The following is a 17,887-nucleotide window of genomic DNA, read 5'->3' as shown; positions in this document are numbered from 1 at the left end:
TTGTGGAGATTTTAGCATTTAATCACAAGAAAGGCGCGAGCCCCTTAATCTAATAAGGGGCTAAATGATTACTCTTCAGACGTTAAAAAATGGCTGATATCTTGGAAAATTTCATCGTGTAATTGCTCTCTGGTGACGCCTTCGCCATCTAAACAAACAATACCATCCCCCTGTTCTTCTGCTTCTAAAAGTTCATAAGCATTTGCTTTACAAAGCTGCATGAAACTGAAATGCGTCGCTTTTGGGTAAATTTTGTAGCGGTTTGTCGGTAGCTCTAGTGATCGCGCGATAAAGCCAGATTCAATATCTACGGGTAAATCCCCAATATCGATGCCTGCTCCTAGTACCATTACCGAAGGCAAAATCTGCTTTAAGCTGGCGACTGAAAATGAATGTGCCAGTCCGAGGTCCAAACTAACGATTTTGTTAATACGCGAGTCTTCAAGGCCTGCGAGCATTGGTTCGGGGTTATCCAACTTCATTTCATTTGCTACGCTTTCAATTCTAGGGTTAGGGTGCTTGTTATAAAAGGTTCGCATTGCGTGTGCGTCCACTGATGCGCCAGCGAGGAGCATCACCGTCCAACCGCCTAGAGAGTGACCAATGGCACTGACCTGCTCGGAGTTAATATATGAACTCCATACAGAATGTTGTAGCCAGTCAAGTGTTCGAGAAATATCCTTTGGCCGTTCCCACCATTGTGCCGCTATGTCTGCATCATGATTAAATGTAGAAGTGCCAGGGTGATCCACAGCTGCAATCAGATAGCCTTTTTTGACGAGAAGGTCTGCCAACCAGTTCAAATTACGCCAATGACCGCGATAGCCATGGGATAATAGAATCAGCGGGTAGTTGCCCACTTTCAGGGGAGCATTTTTAGCTGCTAGTGTGCCTTGGAATGCAGCATTATCGGCTGTTAATGTAGCTTCTTTCTCTGCCGAAGTTGGATACCAAATGGTAATATCCAGTGGCCGATATGAATCATTAAAAATAGTTTGGTGCTGTATGCCTACTGCATTATTTAGTTCTACAGCGGAAGCGAGTTGCGCGAACAAAAGCAAAGTTAAGTAGCGACAGGCAGTAGAGATCGTACGGTGGATTTTCATTAGTGGCTCCTATAGTAGTTAAATTGAGTCACCATAATCACTGGAATTTAGAGTAAAGGAGTCCTCGATCCTGATGTAGGATGTCCTAAAAAGGGATATAGGTCAGCCATCATAGGTTTTTAGAAAGGCAGAACTAACTATGGTAAAACGTAAAAACCGCATTATTCAGTTACCTAACACCACCGTAGAGCGTGCGTTTGAAAAAGAAAGTGAGCTGTTAAAAAAGGTTCAGCAAAACACGTTGCAGCAAGCTTTGTTGCTGTGGCAAACACCTGAGCCAACGGTGGTGTTGCCTGCTAGTAAGAAGTGGTTGGCCACTCCTGAGTTGATCGATCAGTTGCATGAAAAGGGTTGGCAAATATTGTCACGCAGAACAGGAGGAGCCCCCGTACCGCAAGTGGCGGGGGTGTTAAACGTGTCGCATATGTATGTTTGGGAGACAAATCAGCCTTATTCAATTTCAGACAGCTACAAACGTTTTTGTGCTGCATTACAGCGCTTTTTTAAGGCCCTTGGCATCGAAACCGAAGTCCATGCCACGCCATTTTCCTATTGTGATGGGGATTACAATATTAATATTAAGGGTCAAAAAGTGGTGGGAACCGCACAGCGCGTCATGCTAGGACAACAAGGGGAAAAGATTGTCTTGGCGCAGGCTTGCATCTTACTCGAGGCAGACCTTGAGCAACTGATTTATCCGATCAATTTGAGCAACGCACTTAATCACATTGACGAGCAAGTGAAAGCGGATGCTCATACCTGTTTAGCGGACCATCTAGCATCACTGCCAAGTGAGCAGAGCTTATATCAGCAATTAATCCAAGCGTTCGCACCCGTGGCGTGAGCGTTTATGGGTTTGCTCCTAGGGAATTCTAGTCACCAGCAATTGTTCGACGCGCACGCCTTCTAAATCGAGTACTTCAAACTTATAACCTTCGTGAACAAAAGCGTCGGTGCGTTTTGGGAGGCGCTTTAATTTATAAATCACAAATCCTGCTAACGTTTCGTATTGATTACGGTCTGGGAACTCTTCAATGTCTAGACTGCGCATGACATCGATAATTGGCGTTAAGCCTTCGATCAGCCAAGAGTTTTCATCGCGCTTTACGATCTGCTCGGCGTCTTGTGGTGTGATTAAGTCGCCCATAAAGCTACTTAATAAATCTTTTACCGTCACTAACCCCACCACGGTGCCATATTCGTTAACCACCACGGCAAAGGGCTGAGGCGCGACTTTGAAGGCATTTAACGCCTCTGAAAGGGTGAGGGTTTCTGGTAGATAGAACAAATCCTTGTCAATTTGGTCGGGTAAAATGCGAGCTGTTTCGCCTTTAAGCACCATACGCAGGATTTCCTTAGACTCGATGACCCCTAGGATTTTGTCGAGGTTGCCATCACAGACCAGAAAGTCATTGTGTGGATGCTCGATAATTTTCTGGCTGATTGCAGCGCTGCTTTCTTCTGCGTCGAAATAGATAATTTGATCGCGGGGCGTCATGGCACTGCCGATGGTCAAGCTGTCCAGCTCAAATACGTTACCGATTAATTGATACTCTTGCTTTTGTAGGCTGCCATCTTCTGCACCGGCGTCCATCATGGCGACGATGTCTTCTGTTGTGACCAACTCTTCTTGTTTTGTAGGTAGGTTAAATAAACGCAAAATGGCGTTGGTAATACCATTGAACAAGAACACCATTGGCATTAACACAAAGGTAATCCAGCGCATCGGCGTGACCATCTTGATGGCGACCGCTTCTGGCATGATGATGGCCAAGCGCTTTGGTAACAAGTCAGCAAAAAGAATAAACAGCGAGGTTAACACCAAGAACGACAGCATAAAGCTGATCTGGTCGAGCAGGGGGCCTTGGTAAAACATGACCACCATGTCTTTTATATACGGCGTTAGGGCTTGTTCACCGACGATACCGCCTAAGATGGAAATGGCGTTCAGAGCGATTTGAATCATCGCGAAAAACGCGCCAGGGTTTTGCTGCAATGCAAGCACCGATTCGGCTTTTTCATTACCGTCTTCTAGCATGACACGTAGTTTGATCTTACGTGCTGCAGCCATGCCAATTTCTGACATGGCAAACAAGGCGCCGAATAAAATCAACAAACCAATCCAGAGTAGGTCATTCATCACTATTCCTCAATCGTAGAGCATACGAAAACGATATAAAACCGTTGTTTGGAGCAGTGCGATCAGCCTTGTTCTGGCTTCCATTGACGGTGCTTTTCCCATGAAAAGCACGCGCATTATAGGATTAAAAAGTGATCAATCAATGTTTATTTTGTAAGAAGTTTTAGTGAAGTATTGCATTGAGATGAGCATCGCTTAATTGGCGCATTTGACGCTCAATCCATTGCACTCTTTCAAATAAGTTGACGCTGAGTCGATTCGGATTTCGCTGCTGTGGATTAGGCAGTAATACGGCTAAACGAGCCGCTTGGTTGGGTGATAAATCACGTGCTGAGCGACCATAGTAATGTTGGCTAGCGGCTTCTACGCCGTAAATGCCTTTGCCAAATTCAGCAATGTTGAGATACACCTCAAGGATGCGCTTTTTACCCCAGATGGCTTCCAAGCTGATCGCTAACCCTGCTTCTAAGCCTTTACGGATAAGGCTACGTCCAGGCCAGAGAAATAGGTTCTTGGCGGTCTGTTGGGAAATAGTGCTGGCGCCACGCAGACCTTCGCCATCGCTGTAATCTTCCAGTGCATTGCTGATAGCGGTGAAGTCGACCCCAAAGTGATTTGGGAAGCGTTGATCCTCAGAAGCAACCACCGCGAGAGGCATGTAACTGGGTAGCTCATCGATCACTACCCATGACTGTTGCACGGGGTAAGAACTTTGCAACATAAATGCTGACGTCGGAGGTGGCACGAAGCGAAACAGTAGCAAAACCAATACTAGTAGTAGGGCTAGCTTCCAGATAATGGACCAGAGCCAGCGGAGCATTTTAGATTTAGGTTTTGCCATAAGGTTTTGACGTTACTCCGATGCAATGATGTAACAGTGTGATATGGAAGCATGAGTGTTTATTTTGCATTGTGACAGGGCATTTAACTCAGCTTCTTGCTTGGTGTCTCCTTCAGAGCCGCCTAGGACTCCAGAACGGTTGCCTGCTATGGCTTTATGTCCTGAGGTCGATAAGTAGTCTTGCCAGTGGTCAACGTCACGATAAGCAATGATTTCTTTGGGATAATCGGCTGGATTCAAGGGGGCGCGATTTGTCCCTTCCTGATCTTCAACCAGACAGTTGGCACGTTGTGACCGGCTGTAAGCCTGACATAGCCTGAGTGCCTCTTTACGTGCAATGTCGATCGAAAGTTTGTCATCTGCAAAGCCACTTGCAATGGGGCGTCCAGCCTCATTCCAAAAAACAGCAAACGCTTTATTACCCTTTTTGTTAAGGTAAGTGCGATATTCGTTTGCTAACCAATCTTCCGACTGCAGCATGCGAGTAAAGTGCATGCCAATCTGGCGTTGGTTGAGTTCATTTTGTTCAAAAACACCCGTCTTCTGGAAAGTTGAGCAGGCCGTAATGAGTAAAAGTGTTGAGATAGCAGAAGTGGTTTTTAATAACGATAAGGCGGTCATATAACGTTCCTTGATAATGTAACCGTAAGAAGTGAGGTATCACAGCGCATTATAATGACTTTGCCAAATAGCTTAAGCACTTTATGACGTAAAAACTTGCAAAATTATAGCGTTGTTTTGCATTAGCCATCACACCGGTCACTGAGGTCAGTATTCTTCAATACTTTCCGTTTTAAACCGCCCATGCTCCAAGCTTTATTAATTAGCGATGGAGTCTTTTATGATCCTTTCCACTTTTATATCTATGAGCTTATTTGCGCTGGCAGCGTCTCTTTCTCCTGGGCCGGTCAATTTGGTTGGCGTCAGTAGCGGTGCTCGTTATGGCGTATTCGTAGGTTTAAAATTTGTCACCGGTGCGACCCTAGGTTTCATTGTGCTTTTTTTATTTATTGGCCTTGGCTTACAGCAACTGATTCAAGTTATGCCTGCGCTGATGTTCTATCTCAAATGGGCTGGTGTCGTCTTTCTTTTATACATTAGCTATCAACTATGGCGCGACTCAGGCGAGTTGTCCTCAGACCAGCAAGAACGCCAGCCTTCACCTTGGCTTGGAGCCGTAATGCAGTGGCTTAATCCGAAAGCTTGGCTAGCGTCGGTTTCAGGCATAGCGGCTTATACCGAACCCACTGACGTTTATGGGATTTGGCTATTCGCAGGCATATATTTGGTTATCTGTTGGCTGTCGCTTATGGTGTGGGTACTGATTGGGGCGTGGATGAGAGAGTGGTTGGCAACCTCCAGTCGCATTAGACAACTTAATCGAGTACTTGCGGTAGGTCTTCTTTTGAGTTGTGTGGCGATTCTGTATTAAGAGAATGAGCGATTTACTTTATATTGTTTAGGAGTAGCAGCGACTCTTTCTTTAAACGTACGTTGAAAATGTGCTTGATCGCTAAAGCCAAATTGACTAGCGACATCGATTATCGAGACGCCATTTTTAAGAGCAATTTGACCCAGTTGAATCCGACGGTTTAAACGAAATGCGTGTGGTGATAATTGGTAATACCGTTTGAACTGACGAGTGAGGTAGCCTGAACTCATTGCAAACTTCATGGCTACTTCTTCAATGCTCTCTTCTGAGTGAGAGTTCTCAATAAGATAATAGGCAACTTCTGACAAGGCGGTCGGAATTTTATTGGTTTGCGCTACCTTGGTACTTTTTAAGAAATTAAACAGCTCCAATAATGTGGACTGTAAGGCGCGAGACTTTGATGGAATGGAAACACTCGACATTAAAATCTGACAAAGGCCTACAATTTTTTCAAACATCTCTGGATGCTGAATGATGTCTTGTTGAGTCGGCTTCCATCTAGAAGACTGGGACTGCCCACTATTTAATAGCAACTGTCCTAACCAGTTACAGTCCAGATGCAGCATATAGTATGACCAAGGAGAGTTTGACTGCGGATTACAGGCATGTACTTCATGAGCATTCATGATCACCAAATCGCCTTGACTAACCTGATGAATACGATCCCCGCACAAGAATGAGCTATGGCCATCAAGGATCGCACCAAGAGACCATTGTTCATGGCTATGAGGTATATAGCGAACATTGTGACCGTCTTTGATGTAGCGTAATTCGATTTGCTTCATGCTTGGATCACGCCAAAAAACAGGTTGGGTATCAGGTGCCATGTTGTCTTCCAAGTAAAACCAGCGCAAGACTGTAGGAGCGATTATTTACAAGCATAAGAATGAGATTATACCTGTTGAAGTCACCTTTGATTCTGCCATAAGTCTAGTGACAAGCCTATTTGAAATAGTGACCTTCTAATTAAAGGCCAATGATACAAATTGATTTTAGGTCGTACCCTCCAATAATCATCGTTTACATAAGGTAGTGGCATTTTCTTCTTTCTTTGCTAGCTTGATTTAAATATCGATTCGGTTTGAAGACATTAAAGTTGAGGCACCAATGAGCGAAGTTCAAACTCCTGTCAGTGGTTTTGAAACGGTTTTTAGAGACTCCAAAGATGGCCTAGCTATCTTTAAAGAAGGCATTTTTGTCGACTGCAATCAATCAATGTTGGACTTGGTGGGTGCCACTAAACGTGATGAATTTATTGGTTTAACGCCGTTCGATTTCTCTCCAGAATTTCAGCATGACGGACGACTGTCTGCTGAAAAAGGCATGAAATACATTGATCAGTGTTATGAAGAAGGAAGTGTCCGGTTTGAGTGGTTGCACTCTAATGTCAGAGGGGAGCCATTCTGGTGTGAAGTGATCATCACCAAAATGATCATGGATGGTGAAGTTGTGGTTTACACCAACTGGCGTGATATTACAGAAAAGAAAGATCTAGAGCTTAAAATAGCAGAACAAAAAGAAACGTTTGAAACCTTATTTAATGAGTCATTGGATGGTCTTAGCGTCTTCGATGGGCAAAAGTACACCGACTGTAATAAAGCTTTTGTGAAGATGTTTGGATTCGCTTCAAAAGAGGATGTGATTGGTATTCACCCATCGCAGGTTTCACCTAAATACCAGCCAGACGGAAGAACCTCAAAAGATGCTGCTCAAGAGGTAATAAAAGGTGCGCTTGCTCAAGGAGTTAACAACAGATTCGAGTGGATGCACAGAAAAGTTGATGGTACTGAATTTTGGACCGAAGTGATTTTAACCAAGGTAACCTTGAATGGAGTGGATTCGATCTATGCAGTGATTCGAGACATCTCAGAGAAAAAGGACTTAGAATTTCGACTTGAGCAGCAGAAAAGAACCTTTGAAACGCTGTTTGAAGAATCTCTAGATGGTATGACCATTTACGATGGCAAGCAGTATCTTGATTGTAATAAAGCCTTTGTCAGAATGATGGGGTTTGACTCCAAAGATGACATTATTGGACTAAGCCCGCTGGCGATTTCTCCAGAGTTGCAAGCCGACGGAAACACCTCATTTGATAAAGCCATCACACTCAATACAGAAATTATTGAAAACGGCCAAGCAGGCTTTGAGTGGGTGCATAAAAAAACGGATGGCACAGAGTTTTGGACAGAAATACTCGTCACCACGATTGTGTTAAATGGTGAAGAAGTCTTTTTTACGACAACGCGTGATATTTCAGAGAAAAAAGCGCTCGAACTGGAAATTGCAGAGCAGAAGCTAACGTTTGAAACACTGTTTAATGAATCAGAAGATGGCCTGACATTTTTTGATGGAGAAAAATACCTCGACTGTAATAAAGCGTTTTTGAAGTTGATGGGCTTCGAAGCAAAAGAAGACGTTATAGGGTTAAATCCAGTGGCGCTATCCCCTGAATTCCAACCGGATGGAAGACCAACGACGGAACTGTTTGAAGCGGCTTCAGAAGACGTTTACGGCAAAGGCAGTACTCGATGTGAGTGGCAGCATCAAAAGACCGATGGCACAAAGTTCTGGACAGAAATAATTGTGGGGATGTTGTCCTTAAATGGTAAGGAAGTCATTTACTCCATTACTCGAGATATCAATGAGCAAAAAGAACTAGAGCTGCAAATCGTTGAGCAAAATGAGCAGTTAAATAAGTCAAATAATGAATTGGAAAAAACCATTGCGAACTTAGAGCAAGCACAAGATAAGCTGGTTGAGTCTGAAAAAATGGCGAGTCTTGGGTCTTTAGTGGCAGGTGTAGCGCATGAAATAAATACCCCAGTGGGAGTGGGGTTAGTCGGCATTACGCAGTTTGAAGAAGATCATCGACATTTAAGTCGTCGTTATCAAAATGGTGAGTTAACAGAGCAAGACTTAGAAGAGTTCTTAAGCAGTAGCCAAGAAATTGCTGACATTGTGAAAAAGAATCTCGATAGAACCGCTCAGCTGGTGAAAAGCTTCAAACAAATAGCCGTCGACCAAACCAGTGAAGAAGACCGTGATATTAATCTCAAAGACTATCTAGAAGAGGTGCTTTATAGCCTTGGTTCTATGGTTCGAAAAGCCGGTGTCAGTGTGACGATAGAGTGTCCTGATAATGTTAATGTGACGACTAATCCTGGTCTTATTTCGCAAGTTTTCACGAATTTGATTATGAACTCCCTCACCCATGGGTTTGATCAAAAAGAGTCTGGAAATATCACCATTGCAGTGCGTGATTTAGGAGGGTGTTCACTTGAAATACGTTATCAAGATGATGGCAAAGGGATTACTGAAGTGAATTTACCTAAGATATTTGATCCTTTCTTTACGACCAACCGTGGTAAAGGTGGTACAGGGTTGGGTTTAAATGTCACTTACAATATTGTGACTAATGCCCTTGGTGGCACGATTACATGCCTCAGTGAAGAAGGAAAAGGCGTAGAATTCTTGATCGGTTTGAATGTCAAAGAAAGAGCTGAATAAACGCTAGCCCACTCATTGAGCTAGCGTGTGGTAATGGATGACCGAAGCGCTAGCTCTTAGAATGTGTGTTCAAGTCACTCAGTCTATAACTCGATTAGGCAATTTTTTGACCTGCAGTGGGACCTGATTTTAGTGTAAACACTTCATCGACTTTAATAAGCACAGCGCACTTAGGTGTTTTCATGCTGTTGTTTTCTGCATACTGAACGGCATTATCAAAGTACTCACCGTCGTAATGCACTTCTGGAGAACCGACAAAACGATAGCCATCCAAGTTTGGACGATCAATGACAGCAATGGCGATTTTAGAGCCTTGCTTAATGTTATCTAATGTCTGACCACCCGTGTTTTCGTTAAAAATCAGATGGTTACCATCATATACACGCAGGGAACGTTTAGGGCCAATGTTTGGCATACCTGATTCTTTGATGACGGTAGCTAGAATAGGGGTTTGCTCCGCAAGCATTTGCTGCATAGCATCGTTTAATTTTTGCTCAGACATATTATCATCATTCCTATATGATAGATTGAATTCTATTTTGAGAATAGTAATCTATATCAATTGATAATAATTGTCATTGATGTTTTGTGTGGCGACGTTATTTTTGAGAGTAAGCCAGGCACTGGGGGCCTGGCTATGTTATGCAACTACTCTTTAGGAAGAGCGTAGGGGCCGTCAAGCAATCCGTAATTGAGACGATTGACGGCTATGTGGTTGGCGGTTCTCGACAATTCAGGCGTTTGATCATTCATCGAATTAATGATCTGCGTCGCCACAGCATTGATGACATTACCTAACAAGCCGCCACCCCCTGAATCAGATCGTTGTACGGCAGAGGCATGGGCATCCCAGAGCAGTACTCCGGTTTTACTATCGACCAAGCGCATACTCACATCAACAACCGTGTCAGATGACAAGATGTTATATTTTTGTCCCCAATCATTGATCTGGGTATATAAGACTGCGTCTGCACCAATGTGTTCGTATAGCTTATCCAACGGTACCAAATTCATTTCTTCTGGAGTCGGTAGACCATTTTCCCTGAGAAAGGTTTCAATGACGGCAACGGGGAAGACGTAATAGCCTTTTTCACCAAGAGGTTTACTAATGGTTGATAAAAACGTGTAGGGTGCTTGAACTTCAACAGAGTGATTGCTTGGAGGAATGACTAATATGGATCGTGGCTTTGCCGCCAGCAGAGCCTCATAATTATAACTAGAGGGTGTGGTAGAACACCCCATTAGGAATAACGTCAGTAAGCTAGTCAGCCCCCATAGCATTTTTCGCCATTGCATCATGGATTTTTTGCTCCTTCAAGGCGGCTTAACATACCATCGATTAACACGGCTGACTCAGGAAACAGTGTTTTCTCGGTTAAAAACTCCGCTTTCGCCTGAGCCATGTTGCCTTCTAGCGTATACATGTAACCTAAATGGGCATGTATGCCTGGGGCAATGCGTAGGCCTTTTGCATCAGCTTTTTGAATCGTCTCTTCTAACTCTGCAATTTGCATGGTGCTGTCCGCACTGCCTGGCTCAAGGTACATTTTATAAACCAGCTGTTCGTAGTCACCCCAGTAAAAAGTTGGCTGGTGTGTCGAACAGCCAGTTAAGGCAACCACGATCATGAGCCCAGCGACTTTGCAGGCATTTAGGGATGGAAAGTATGTTCGCATCTTATTGGACAATCCAAGTGCCGTTTTCTAGATCACGCACGATATGGTTAACGGCTTCGGTGATCGCGAAGTTTAAGACTTTACCATTGAGTGTGGCATCGTAGCTCGCAGTTGAACCAAATCCGACTACTTCACGGTTGCTGAGTTCGTATTCGCCTGCAGCTTGGGTCGAGTAAACAATCTCTCCCGTCATGACATCCACAATATTCAAACTTACTTTGGCATAGGCTGTTTGCGTTTTCCCTGATCCAAGGATGCCAAATAGCTGTTTGTCGCCAGTGACTTTGCGACCAAACTCGGTGACGTCCCCTGTTAAAGTGTAACGCGCGCCAGTTAGCACTTGTTTCACGCCATTTAGTTCTGCTTCACGCTTTAGAATATTTAAATTCTCACGGTCAACCACTTTGAAACGGTTGGTTTGTTGTAAGTGTGTTTTAAGAATGGTTTTAGCTTGATTGCCTAAACGGTCTGTATCACTTGAAAAAAGGCCTTGCATGTATGATGAGCGGTTTTGGAAATTACCAACGACCAGCGTTGTTTTGACGCCTTGATAATCTGTCTTGTAGCTCGTCACGGTTTCTGATGTCACGACTCGATTTGTTTCTGTTGTGGAACACCCCGTTGTGACTAACATTACGGCGGTGGTTAAACATATAAGTGGTAGTTTTAATGCAGGCATAGCTTTTTTCTCCTTTGCAATACCTTGGCGTTTTGCCATGTTTCCGTGTCTGGACTGTTTGTAAAATGTCATCATGTTTTAGACGCTACCTTCTTGCTCAATCACGAGTATACGGGCTTCTCCGACAGGGTGGGCAACGTGTTCAGTACCTACTGAAGCATAGAAAATATCCCCGACATTTAGTAAAGTCGATTGCTCCATACCATCGTCTTTAAAACGCATTTCCACCACACCATCGAGTACGACAAATACCTCTTCACCATCGTTGATGTGCCACTTATATGGCTGATCTGTCCAATGAAGGCGAGTAGTGATGCCATTCATGTTAGCAATGTCTAGAGCACCCCAAGCGTTATCCGCTTTAAACGCTTTACTTTGAATAACACGCATAATCACCTTCCTATTGTGAGCATTTTTGAATGAGCAGTACTGTTTAATGAGTCGATCATACATTAAGCGCTGACCTCTCAATAGTACTGTTCATAGAGGTTCTGTCATTACGGTCTACCGTTTTACTACATAAATCAGATTCAAGCTTAGATATAATCAGCATTAGCATTTATTCTTTGTTTATCTGATGAGTTTTTGATGATCATTTGGTCGAGTAAAAGAGTGATTCTAAGAGGGGGAGTATGATTATTTCAGGTGTTTTTACAGTGAAGGCACTCCCTCAAGAATCCCATTTGAAGAGTTCTCATGGCATGGTTTTTCGCCGTTTAGGTGTGGAGAAAGACTACTCAGGTGAGCTGGTTGCCACTGGCCATTGCGAGTTACTGAGTATTAATACTCCAACGGAAGGATCGGCAGCTTATGTGGCGCTTGAGCATATAACTGGCTACGTATGCGGGCGCTATGGGAGTTTTGTAACACAGGAAACGGCCTCATTATATCTGGGTGAGGAGAGCAATATACAAACCGTGGTCGCTGACTCAGGCACGGGCGAATTATCTGGTCTAACGGGAACTCTACACACAAAACGCGAAGGTGAGCAGTACTATTACGAGTTCGACTTTGATTTCAAAACAGAAAGCATCACTAAATTAAATCAAAACCTAATCAACGATGAGGACAAAGACCGACAAATGGAGTCAATATTAGGCCCTGAGTTTGTCACATCGTGGTTTGCTATTCACTCTCTCGAAAACGGAGGTTTAGTAGACCAGCACTTTTATCCAAATGGGATCATGGGGACGGGCATCGCTACGAAACAGCTTACTCACTACACTGAGCTGTTCCCTATGAACGATGTCTTTACCTTGTATGAACTGGTTATGTTTACCAGAGAATCGTTGCATCCAGATATGGACGAAGCTTCTAAGCATCGTTTTATCAAAGAGTTTGGGGCTATCTCAACTATTTTGAACGTCTATGCTCCCTACTGCATTCAGAATAAAGTGAACCCTTGTGACATCATCGAAGTACCTGCTAGCGTAGAAGATTTGGGAGGAAAATGTTTACTGTTCGTTGAATATCATGCTCTCAAGGGGAAGATGAAACAGAGCTTTGGGATGATGCTGATCATGGAGGTTTATCACAGTGAGATGGCTTACGCGAAAAGGAATGGCAGTAAGAAACTCATTGATCGTCTCAAACTCCATAAACACTATCCATATTTTGGACTAGATAGACCGCCAGTTGTTTAAAGCCTCTCTCGCCTTCCTTACCATCAAAAACACCCATGTAATGGTCTTTGGTGGTTGATCTGTAACCGCCCCCCAGTCACAGGATGTATTCTTGATTACCAAGCGTTATACCGCTTCGCATTGATATGGGGGGAAACTTGCTGCAGCATTGTATCACCGACAAGTATGTCAAATTTGTTTTCTTTGAGTGTTTTTTGATCTACGAAGTATTAAAAAGTACTAATAAGTATTAAAAAACTTAAAAATAATCAAAATAGTACAAAATATTTTAATGATTTAATATTTTTGTCAAAATAGTATCAATATTATCCTTTTCTAGTATTTGTTTAATCCCCCCCGAATTCTTAGACTCCCTGCCCTAATATCTGGTGACAAAAAGAACAGTTTGCTACAGACCTTAATCTGCCAGCGAAATACGTTAGATATGCTGCCATTTTCTATTAATCGAAAAGGCCTTTGTCACCTCTCTAGGAAGTCACCTCATAACGATTTGTCAGAGGGTCGTGGGTGAATGGGTTCCAATAATACGTATTAAAAGAATAATGAGATAAGCAATGAATTTTGAAAAACTAGACAGAGTTGACGAAGAACAGTTGCCTATAGCGAAACATAAGCAGCATGGTTGGAAACACTTTCTTGGTCTTTATGCCGGTGAACATGTCGCTGCAACGGAGTTCGTGATTGGGGCTACATTTGTTGCCCTAGGCGCAAAAACAATGGACATTTTGTTGGGTTTGTTAATCGGTAATATTCTCGCTATTTTAAGCTGGACTCTGATTACTGCCCCAATTGCGACTCAGACTCGCTTGAGTCTATATACCTACCTAGAGAAGATCACCGGTCAATCTATGACTAAGCTCTACAATTGGGCAAATGTCATCATCTTTACCGTCATATCCGCCGCCATGATAACGGTGTCGAGTACCGCAGTTCGGTTCTTATTTGATATTCCAGCTCAATTAAATTGGTATCCAACAGATTTCTGGTTTGTCTTGGTGGTATTGGCGGTAGGCATCGTAGTTGTATTTATTGCTATGTATGGCTTCAAAGCGGTTTCAGAGTTTTCAGGCATCTGTGGACCTTGGCTATTCGTGATGTTTGCATCCGGCGCACTGGTTATGATGCCTGCATTATCGGACAGCGTGCTTGGTACAACGGTTTTGCATAGTTTTAAAGACTTCATCACCATAGGTAATGAATCTATATGGACGGGTATTAATGCTCATGGTGAGCCAGGTATTGGGCTAGTTGAAGTGATTGGGTTTGCTTGGGCTGCGAATACGATTACACATTTTGGCTTGATCGATATGGCGCTGCTTCGTTATGCGAAAAAGCCAATCTACGCATTATCAACCAGTGCTGGCATGTTGTTTGGTCACTTCATCGCTTGGGTCTCTGCGGGCATCATGGGAGCAGGTACAGCAATCCTAGTACAGAAATCGATTATTCAATTGGACCCAGGTGATGTGGCATTTCAAGCATTAGGCTTGTCTGGCTTTGTTATTGTAATCATCGCTGGTTGGACGACAGCCAATGCTAATTTGTATCGTGCAGGCCTTGCGGCTCAAGCAGTGTTTCCCCAGTACTCACGTAAAGCGACCACTCTAACCGTCGGTGCGGTCACGGTCGTGATTGCCTGCTTTCCATTCGTATTCACTAAGATGCTGCCGATTTTGACCTATGCAGGCCTATTAGTGGTTCCGGTGGGGGCTATCGTATTTGTCGAGCATTTTGTCTTCCCTCGTATTGGGCTAACTCGCTACTGGGCACGTTACCAAAACTTAACGCATAGCACACCAGCTGTCGCATCTTGGGCCATTGGTTTGATTTTTGGTTTTGGCCTAAACGCACTGGATGTCATGTCGTTCTACTACTTATTTCTACCAACATGGTTTATCACCATGATTGTTTACACGCTTCTAGCGAAGCGCTACGGCGCGGATCAGGAATACCCAGAGGCAGAAGCAAAAATGCAAAAAGATGCTGAAGTAGTGAAGGCTTATCACAAGCAACAGGCGGCTGAGTTGACGCCAATGGTAGAAGATACGAGCTGGCTTTCTAAGGCCCTTAAAGTGGCTTCTTGGGGAAGTTTACTTGTTACATTAGTACTGGCTTACAACACTATGTTTGAGAGTCAAGACATGGCGGCATATCTAGATAATCGCGCAACATTTTATACCTATGGCTTTGCTTGCACCTTGATCTACTTTATTGCTGCTTATTGGGCTTTGCAGCGTAAAAAAGCGCTTCAAGCTTAACGAACGACCTTTAAGAGATATTGTCATGATTACGACTATTCCGCTGAACCAAGAAAACCTATCTAACCTGCCTGAGTCAGTTGTTGTTCCTAAATACGACAGAAATCAGCTTCAGGCAGGCATTGTCCATATTGGCGTGGGTGGTTTTCACCGATCTCATGAAGCATTTTATACCGATGAGTTTTTATCGTTATCGCAGTCTACAGAGTGGGGCATCTGTGGCATGGGGTTGCGCGAAGCAGATCGCAAGATTGGCGATATCCTTAAACAACAAGACTACTTATATACATTGATGGTTAAGCACCCAGATGGTCGCCAAGAAAACCGAGTAATTGGTTCGATTGTAGATTTTGTCATGGCCTGTGATGATCCTCATGCTGCGACTGATAAGTTGGCGCATGAGCAAACCAAAATTGTTTCCCTAACGATTACGGAAGGTGGTTACAATTTCAATGCCGCTACCAATGAATTTGATTTTTCAAATCCTGATGTTCAGTACGATCTTGAGCATCCTGATACGCCTAAAATGATCTTTGGCTTCTTAACTGAGGCTTTGAGAAAGCGTCGTGCGGCGGGCATTCCTGCATTCACGATTCAGTCATGCGATAACATTCAGCACAATGGTGACATGACACGAAAAATGCTACTTGCCTTCGCAGAGAAACAAGATCCTGAGTTAGCGAAGTGGATTGCTGCGGAAGTGTGTTTCCCTAATGCAATGGTTGACCGCATTACACCTGTGACAACGCTACAGGATATATCTGATCTTGAAGAAGTGGGTGTGCAGGATCTCTGGCCTGTGACATGTGAGCCATTTACGCAATGGATTATCGAAGATAGTTTCTCTAATGGCCGACCAGCATGGGAAACAGTAGGGGCTCAATTTGTCACGGATGTGACACCTTATGAGTTGATGAAAATCCGTCTTCTAAATGCAGGCCATTCTGTCTTAGGGCTGCTAGGGTCGATTCATGGTCACGAAACGATTGATGGGTGTATTGCTGATCCACTCTTTGCGACTTACGTTCGTCGTTTTATGGATGAAGAAGCCACTCCTATTTTGCAGCATGTAGACGGCATTGACCTTGATGACTACAAAAGCACTTTGATCGAACGTTTTGGGAACCCGAACATAAAAGACAATCTGGCTCGAATTTGCCTAGAAAGTTCGTCCAAACTGCCAAAATTTCTTATACCAACCATCGCGGAAAACCTTGCTAAAGGCGGGGGCATCAAATTCGCAACGCTCGTTTTAGCTGCTTGGTGTTACTACTCAGACAAAGGCATAAACAAGTTTGGCGATACACTGGATATTGTGGATGAGATGAAGGATGAGCTGCACCAATTCGCTTCTAAAACAGAGTCAGACAGCTTGTCGTTCCTAAAATTAGAAAGTGTTTTTGGTGACCTAATTCAAAATGAGGCATTCACCCAGCAATATTGCTACTCAGTGCAAACACTCTATCAGAATGTTGACATTGAAGCGCAAATGAATGAGTTGCTAGGAGAAGGCGTTTTATTAACTGCTTAATGCAATGGGTTATTAGTAACCCTCTTTTGGGCCGACTTTGTCACAAAGTCGGCTTTTTTTTATCTGTTTCATTGCGTCGTTGCGGAACATGCTTTCAGGAAGTAGTGGCGATAAAGCTGATAAAACCGTGTAATGTGCAGCGGTTTCTCTCCTTTGTATTGATGCAGGAAGTAAAAATGCCAATCCTTACCGCGGAAGTCCGGTAATACACGCTGCAAACCACCATTTTCAACATGAGATTGCACAACAAACTCTGGCAACAGTGCGATCCCCATATCCAATAAAGCGGCCTCTACACCAGTGATGAGACTGTTTATTTTTGTACTGTATGGAATAGAAATCAGCTGTTTGTTTGCCATTTGATTATCGAATACATCGATTTGAGGTCTATGCCATGCCGTACCAATAAACTTATGTGTGGCTAACTCCTCGAGTGTTGCTGGGCTGCCAAATTGAGCGAGGTAACGAGGAGAGGCGCAGAACACCTCTGATACGCGACTGACGGACAAGGCTCGATAATCACAGTCTTTTAAATCTCCACCAAAAATCGCAGCATCAAGATCATGCTCGATCAAGTCCTGCCATTTTCCCGTCACGACGATTTCAGGTGTTAGTTTAGGAAACTCAATACACAGCTGTCGAATGGCTGGCATAACAATTTCTTTTTCAGAAAAAGGGGGCACAGAGACCTTGAAGCGCCCACTGGGTTGCTCTTTCGTTTGTTTTAACTCGGCAAAGGCCATATTGAGTTGCTCATCCAGTAACTCGCTACGGTTCAATAAAGTTTCACCAGCAGCGGTCAATATAACTCCTCTCGTACTTCGAATAAGCAGTTGCTGATCAAGTTCAGCTTCTAAGCGTTTTACCTGCTGGCTGACGGCTGACTTACTAATCCCCAGCTTCTTTGCTGCAGCGGTATAAGATCGTTTCGATGCCACTTCAGAGAAAATAAGTAGAAGGGGGGCTAATTTTATATTGTTCATTTTATTAAACGCTTAATTTATTTTCTTAGTGATTGTTTATAAAACAATACGTACTTTTTTTAGCTCCGTCTATTCTGGCCTCTGTATGGAA

At 43.6% G+C, this 17,887-nt stretch carries 17 protein-coding genes; 6 read left to right on the top strand and 11 right to left on the bottom strand.

The genetic code is table 11. The features are described 5' to 3' along the window. Window positions 1–68 precede the first annotated feature (68 nt). Window positions 69–1,106 (bottom strand): alpha/beta hydrolase family protein, encoded by a 1,038-nt coding sequence (locus tag JHD44_RS15715; RefSeq protein WP_199463718.1) that lies wholly within the window; start codon window positions 1,104–1,106, stop codon window positions 69–71. A gap of 139 nt (window positions 1,107–1,245) precedes the next feature. On the opposite strand from JHD44_RS15715, the gene JHD44_RS15710 reads away from it, so the two are divergent. Continuing rightward, entirely contained in the window at window positions 1,246–1,950 is a 705-nt protein-coding gene (locus JHD44_RS15710; RefSeq protein ID WP_199463717.1) for a lipoate--protein ligase family protein, read from the top strand. Between the two features lie 18 nt (window positions 1,951–1,968). Here JHD44_RS15710 and JHD44_RS15705 read toward each other — a convergent pair whose 3' ends face one another. From JHD44_RS15705 to JHD44_RS15695, 3 genes are all read right to left on the bottom strand, one after another. Continuing rightward, complete coding sequence (locus JHD44_RS15705) at window positions 1,969–3,246, bottom strand: hemolysin family protein (protein WP_199463716.1); 1,278 nt, start codon at window positions 3,244–3,246, stop codon at window positions 1,969–1,971. Between the two features lie 163 nt (window positions 3,247–3,409). Further along, entirely contained in the window at window positions 3,410–4,087 is a 678-nt protein-coding gene (gene mtgA, locus JHD44_RS15700) for a monofunctional biosynthetic peptidoglycan transglycosylase (RefSeq protein WP_199463715.1), read from the bottom strand. Between the two features lie 12 nt (window positions 4,088–4,099). Continuing rightward, window positions 4,100–4,708: a hypothetical protein gene (locus tag JHD44_RS15695; RefSeq protein ID WP_199463714.1), complete on the bottom strand. Its 609-nt coding sequence runs from the start codon at window positions 4,706–4,708 to the stop codon at window positions 4,100–4,102. A 220-nt stretch (window positions 4,709–4,928) separates the two neighbouring features. Here JHD44_RS15695 and JHD44_RS15690 point away from each other — a divergent pair, with 220 nt between their 5' ends. Continuing rightward, the gene (locus JHD44_RS15690) at window positions 4,929–5,519 is read left to right on the top strand and encodes a LysE family translocator (RefSeq protein WP_199463713.1); all 591 of its coding nucleotides are present in this window, start codon (window positions 4,929–4,931) and stop codon (window positions 5,517–5,519) included. Here the strand turns inward: JHD44_RS15690 and JHD44_RS15685 are convergent. After that, entirely contained in the window at window positions 5,516–6,346 is an 831-nt protein-coding gene (locus tag JHD44_RS15685) for an AraC family transcriptional regulator (protein WP_199463712.1), read from the bottom strand. The genes JHD44_RS15690 and JHD44_RS15685 overlap by 4 nt on opposite strands. Window positions 6,347–6,626: 280 nt before the next feature. On the opposite strand from JHD44_RS15685, the gene JHD44_RS15680 reads away from it, so the two are divergent. After that, window positions 6,627–9,026 (top strand): PAS domain-containing sensor histidine kinase, encoded by a 2,400-nt coding sequence (locus tag JHD44_RS15680; protein WP_199463711.1) that lies wholly within the window; start codon window positions 6,627–6,629, stop codon window positions 9,024–9,026. A 94-nt stretch (window positions 9,027–9,120) separates the two neighbouring features. Here JHD44_RS15680 and JHD44_RS15675 read toward each other — a convergent pair whose 3' ends face one another. From JHD44_RS15675 to JHD44_RS15655, 5 genes are all read right to left on the bottom strand, one after another. Further along, entirely contained in the window at window positions 9,121–9,528 is a 408-nt protein-coding gene (locus tag JHD44_RS15675; RefSeq protein WP_199463710.1) for a pyridoxamine 5'-phosphate oxidase family protein, read from the bottom strand. A gap of 146 nt (window positions 9,529–9,674) precedes the next feature. Next, window positions 9,675–10,325: a DUF799 domain-containing protein gene (locus JHD44_RS15670; protein WP_233402212.1), complete on the bottom strand. Its 651-nt coding sequence runs from the start codon at window positions 10,323–10,325 to the stop codon at window positions 9,675–9,677. Continuing rightward, complete coding sequence (locus JHD44_RS15665; protein WP_199463709.1) at window positions 10,322–10,702, bottom strand: DUF4810 domain-containing protein; 381 nt, start codon at window positions 10,700–10,702, stop codon at window positions 10,322–10,324. Before JHD44_RS15665 ends, JHD44_RS15670 begins: the two co-directional genes overlap by 4 nt. A 1-nt stretch (window position 10,703) precedes the next feature. Continuing rightward, entirely contained in the window at window positions 10,704–11,381 is a 678-nt protein-coding gene (locus JHD44_RS15660; RefSeq protein WP_199463708.1) for a CsgG/HfaB family protein, read from the bottom strand. Window positions 11,382–11,459: 78 nt separating this feature from the next. Continuing rightward, complete coding sequence (locus JHD44_RS15655; RefSeq protein WP_199463707.1) at window positions 11,460–11,771, bottom strand: cupin; 312 nt, start codon at window positions 11,769–11,771, stop codon at window positions 11,460–11,462. A 242-nt stretch (window positions 11,772–12,013) separates the two neighbouring features. On the opposite strand from JHD44_RS15655, the gene JHD44_RS15650 reads away from it, so the two are divergent. From JHD44_RS15650 to JHD44_RS15640, 3 genes are all read left to right on the top strand, one after another. Continuing rightward, on the top strand, window positions 12,014–13,024 hold the full coding sequence (locus tag JHD44_RS15650; protein WP_199463706.1) for a DUF3224 domain-containing protein: 1,011 nt from the start codon (window positions 12,014–12,016) through the stop codon (window positions 13,022–13,024). A gap of 554 nt (window positions 13,025–13,578) precedes the next feature. Continuing rightward, window positions 13,579–15,282 carry a purine-cytosine permease family protein gene (locus JHD44_RS15645; protein WP_199463705.1) on the top strand — a complete coding sequence of 568 codons (1,704 nt, stop codon included), beginning with the start codon at window positions 13,579–13,581 and terminating at the stop codon, window positions 15,280–15,282. A 25-nt stretch (window positions 15,283–15,307) separates the two neighbouring features. After that, complete coding sequence (locus tag JHD44_RS15640; protein ID WP_199463704.1) at window positions 15,308–16,813, top strand: mannitol dehydrogenase family protein; 1,506 nt, start codon at window positions 15,308–15,310, stop codon at window positions 16,811–16,813. A gap of 68 nt (window positions 16,814–16,881) precedes the next feature. Here the strand turns inward: JHD44_RS15640 and JHD44_RS15635 are convergent, their stop codons facing one another. Continuing rightward, window positions 16,882–17,796: a LysR family transcriptional regulator gene (locus JHD44_RS15635; RefSeq protein WP_199463703.1), complete on the bottom strand. Its 915-nt coding sequence runs from the start codon at window positions 17,794–17,796 to the stop codon at window positions 16,882–16,884. Between the last annotated feature and the right edge of the window lie 91 nt (window positions 17,797–17,887).

Origin of the sequence: Marinomonas ostreistagni (assembly GCF_016461785.1) — a bacterium.
In the GTDB taxonomy this organism is placed as follows: Bacteria; Pseudomonadota; Gammaproteobacteria; order Pseudomonadales; family Marinomonadaceae; genus Marinomonas; species Marinomonas ostreistagni_A.
Note: the sequence above shows the minus strand (reverse complement) of the source record. Positions and strands in the feature narration are given on the sequence as shown.

What these genes read in the sequence shown, in the direction of transcription:
- JHD44_RS15715 (WP_199463718.1), bottom strand. Translation starts at nt 1,106, where the DNA reads ATGAAAATCCACCGTACGATCTCTACTGCCTGTCGCTACTTAACTTTG.
- JHD44_RS15710 (WP_199463717.1), top strand. Translation starts at nt 1,246, where the DNA reads ATGGTAAAACGTAAAAACCGCATTATTCAGTTACCTAACACCACCGTA.
- JHD44_RS15705 (WP_199463716.1), bottom strand. Translation starts at nt 3,246, where the DNA reads ATGAATGACCTACTCTGGATTGGTTTGTTGATTTTATTCGGCGCCTTG.
- mtgA (WP_199463715.1), bottom strand. Translation starts at nt 4,087, where the DNA reads ATGGCAAAACCTAAATCTAAAATGCTCCGCTGGCTCTGGTCCATTATC.
- JHD44_RS15695 (WP_199463714.1), bottom strand. Translation starts at nt 4,708, where the DNA reads ATGACCGCCTTATCGTTATTAAAAACCACTTCTGCTATCTCAACACTT.
- JHD44_RS15690 (WP_199463713.1), top strand. Translation starts at nt 4,929, where the DNA reads ATGATCCTTTCCACTTTTATATCTATGAGCTTATTTGCGCTGGCAGCG.
- JHD44_RS15685 (WP_199463712.1), bottom strand. Translation starts at nt 6,346, where the DNA reads ATGGCACCTGATACCCAACCTGTTTTTTGGCGTGATCCAAGCATGAAG.
- JHD44_RS15680 (WP_199463711.1), top strand. Translation starts at nt 6,627, where the DNA reads ATGAGCGAAGTTCAAACTCCTGTCAGTGGTTTTGAAACGGTTTTTAGA.
- JHD44_RS15675 (WP_199463710.1), bottom strand. Translation starts at nt 9,528, where the DNA reads ATGTCTGAGCAAAAATTAAACGATGCTATGCAGCAAATGCTTGCGGAG.
- JHD44_RS15670 (WP_233402212.1), bottom strand. Translation starts at nt 10,325, where the DNA reads ATGATGCAATGGCGAAAAATGCTATGGGGGCTGACTAGCTTACTGACG.
- JHD44_RS15665 (WP_199463709.1), bottom strand. Translation starts at nt 10,702, where the DNA reads ATGCGAACATACTTTCCATCCCTAAATGCCTGCAAAGTCGCTGGGCTC.
- JHD44_RS15660 (WP_199463708.1), bottom strand. Translation starts at nt 11,381, where the DNA reads ATGCCTGCATTAAAACTACCACTTATATGTTTAACCACCGCCGTAATG.
- JHD44_RS15655 (WP_199463707.1), bottom strand. Translation starts at nt 11,771, where the DNA reads ATGCGTGTTATTCAAAGTAAAGCGTTTAAAGCGGATAACGCTTGGGGT.
- JHD44_RS15650 (WP_199463706.1), top strand. Translation starts at nt 12,014, where the DNA reads ATGATTATTTCAGGTGTTTTTACAGTGAAGGCACTCCCTCAAGAATCC.
- JHD44_RS15645 (WP_199463705.1), top strand. Translation starts at nt 13,579, where the DNA reads ATGAATTTTGAAAAACTAGACAGAGTTGACGAAGAACAGTTGCCTATA.
- JHD44_RS15640 (WP_199463704.1), top strand. Translation starts at nt 15,308, where the DNA reads ATGATTACGACTATTCCGCTGAACCAAGAAAACCTATCTAACCTGCCT.
- JHD44_RS15635 (WP_199463703.1), bottom strand. Translation starts at nt 17,796, where the DNA reads ATGAACAATATAAAATTAGCCCCCCTTCTACTTATTTTCTCTGAAGTG.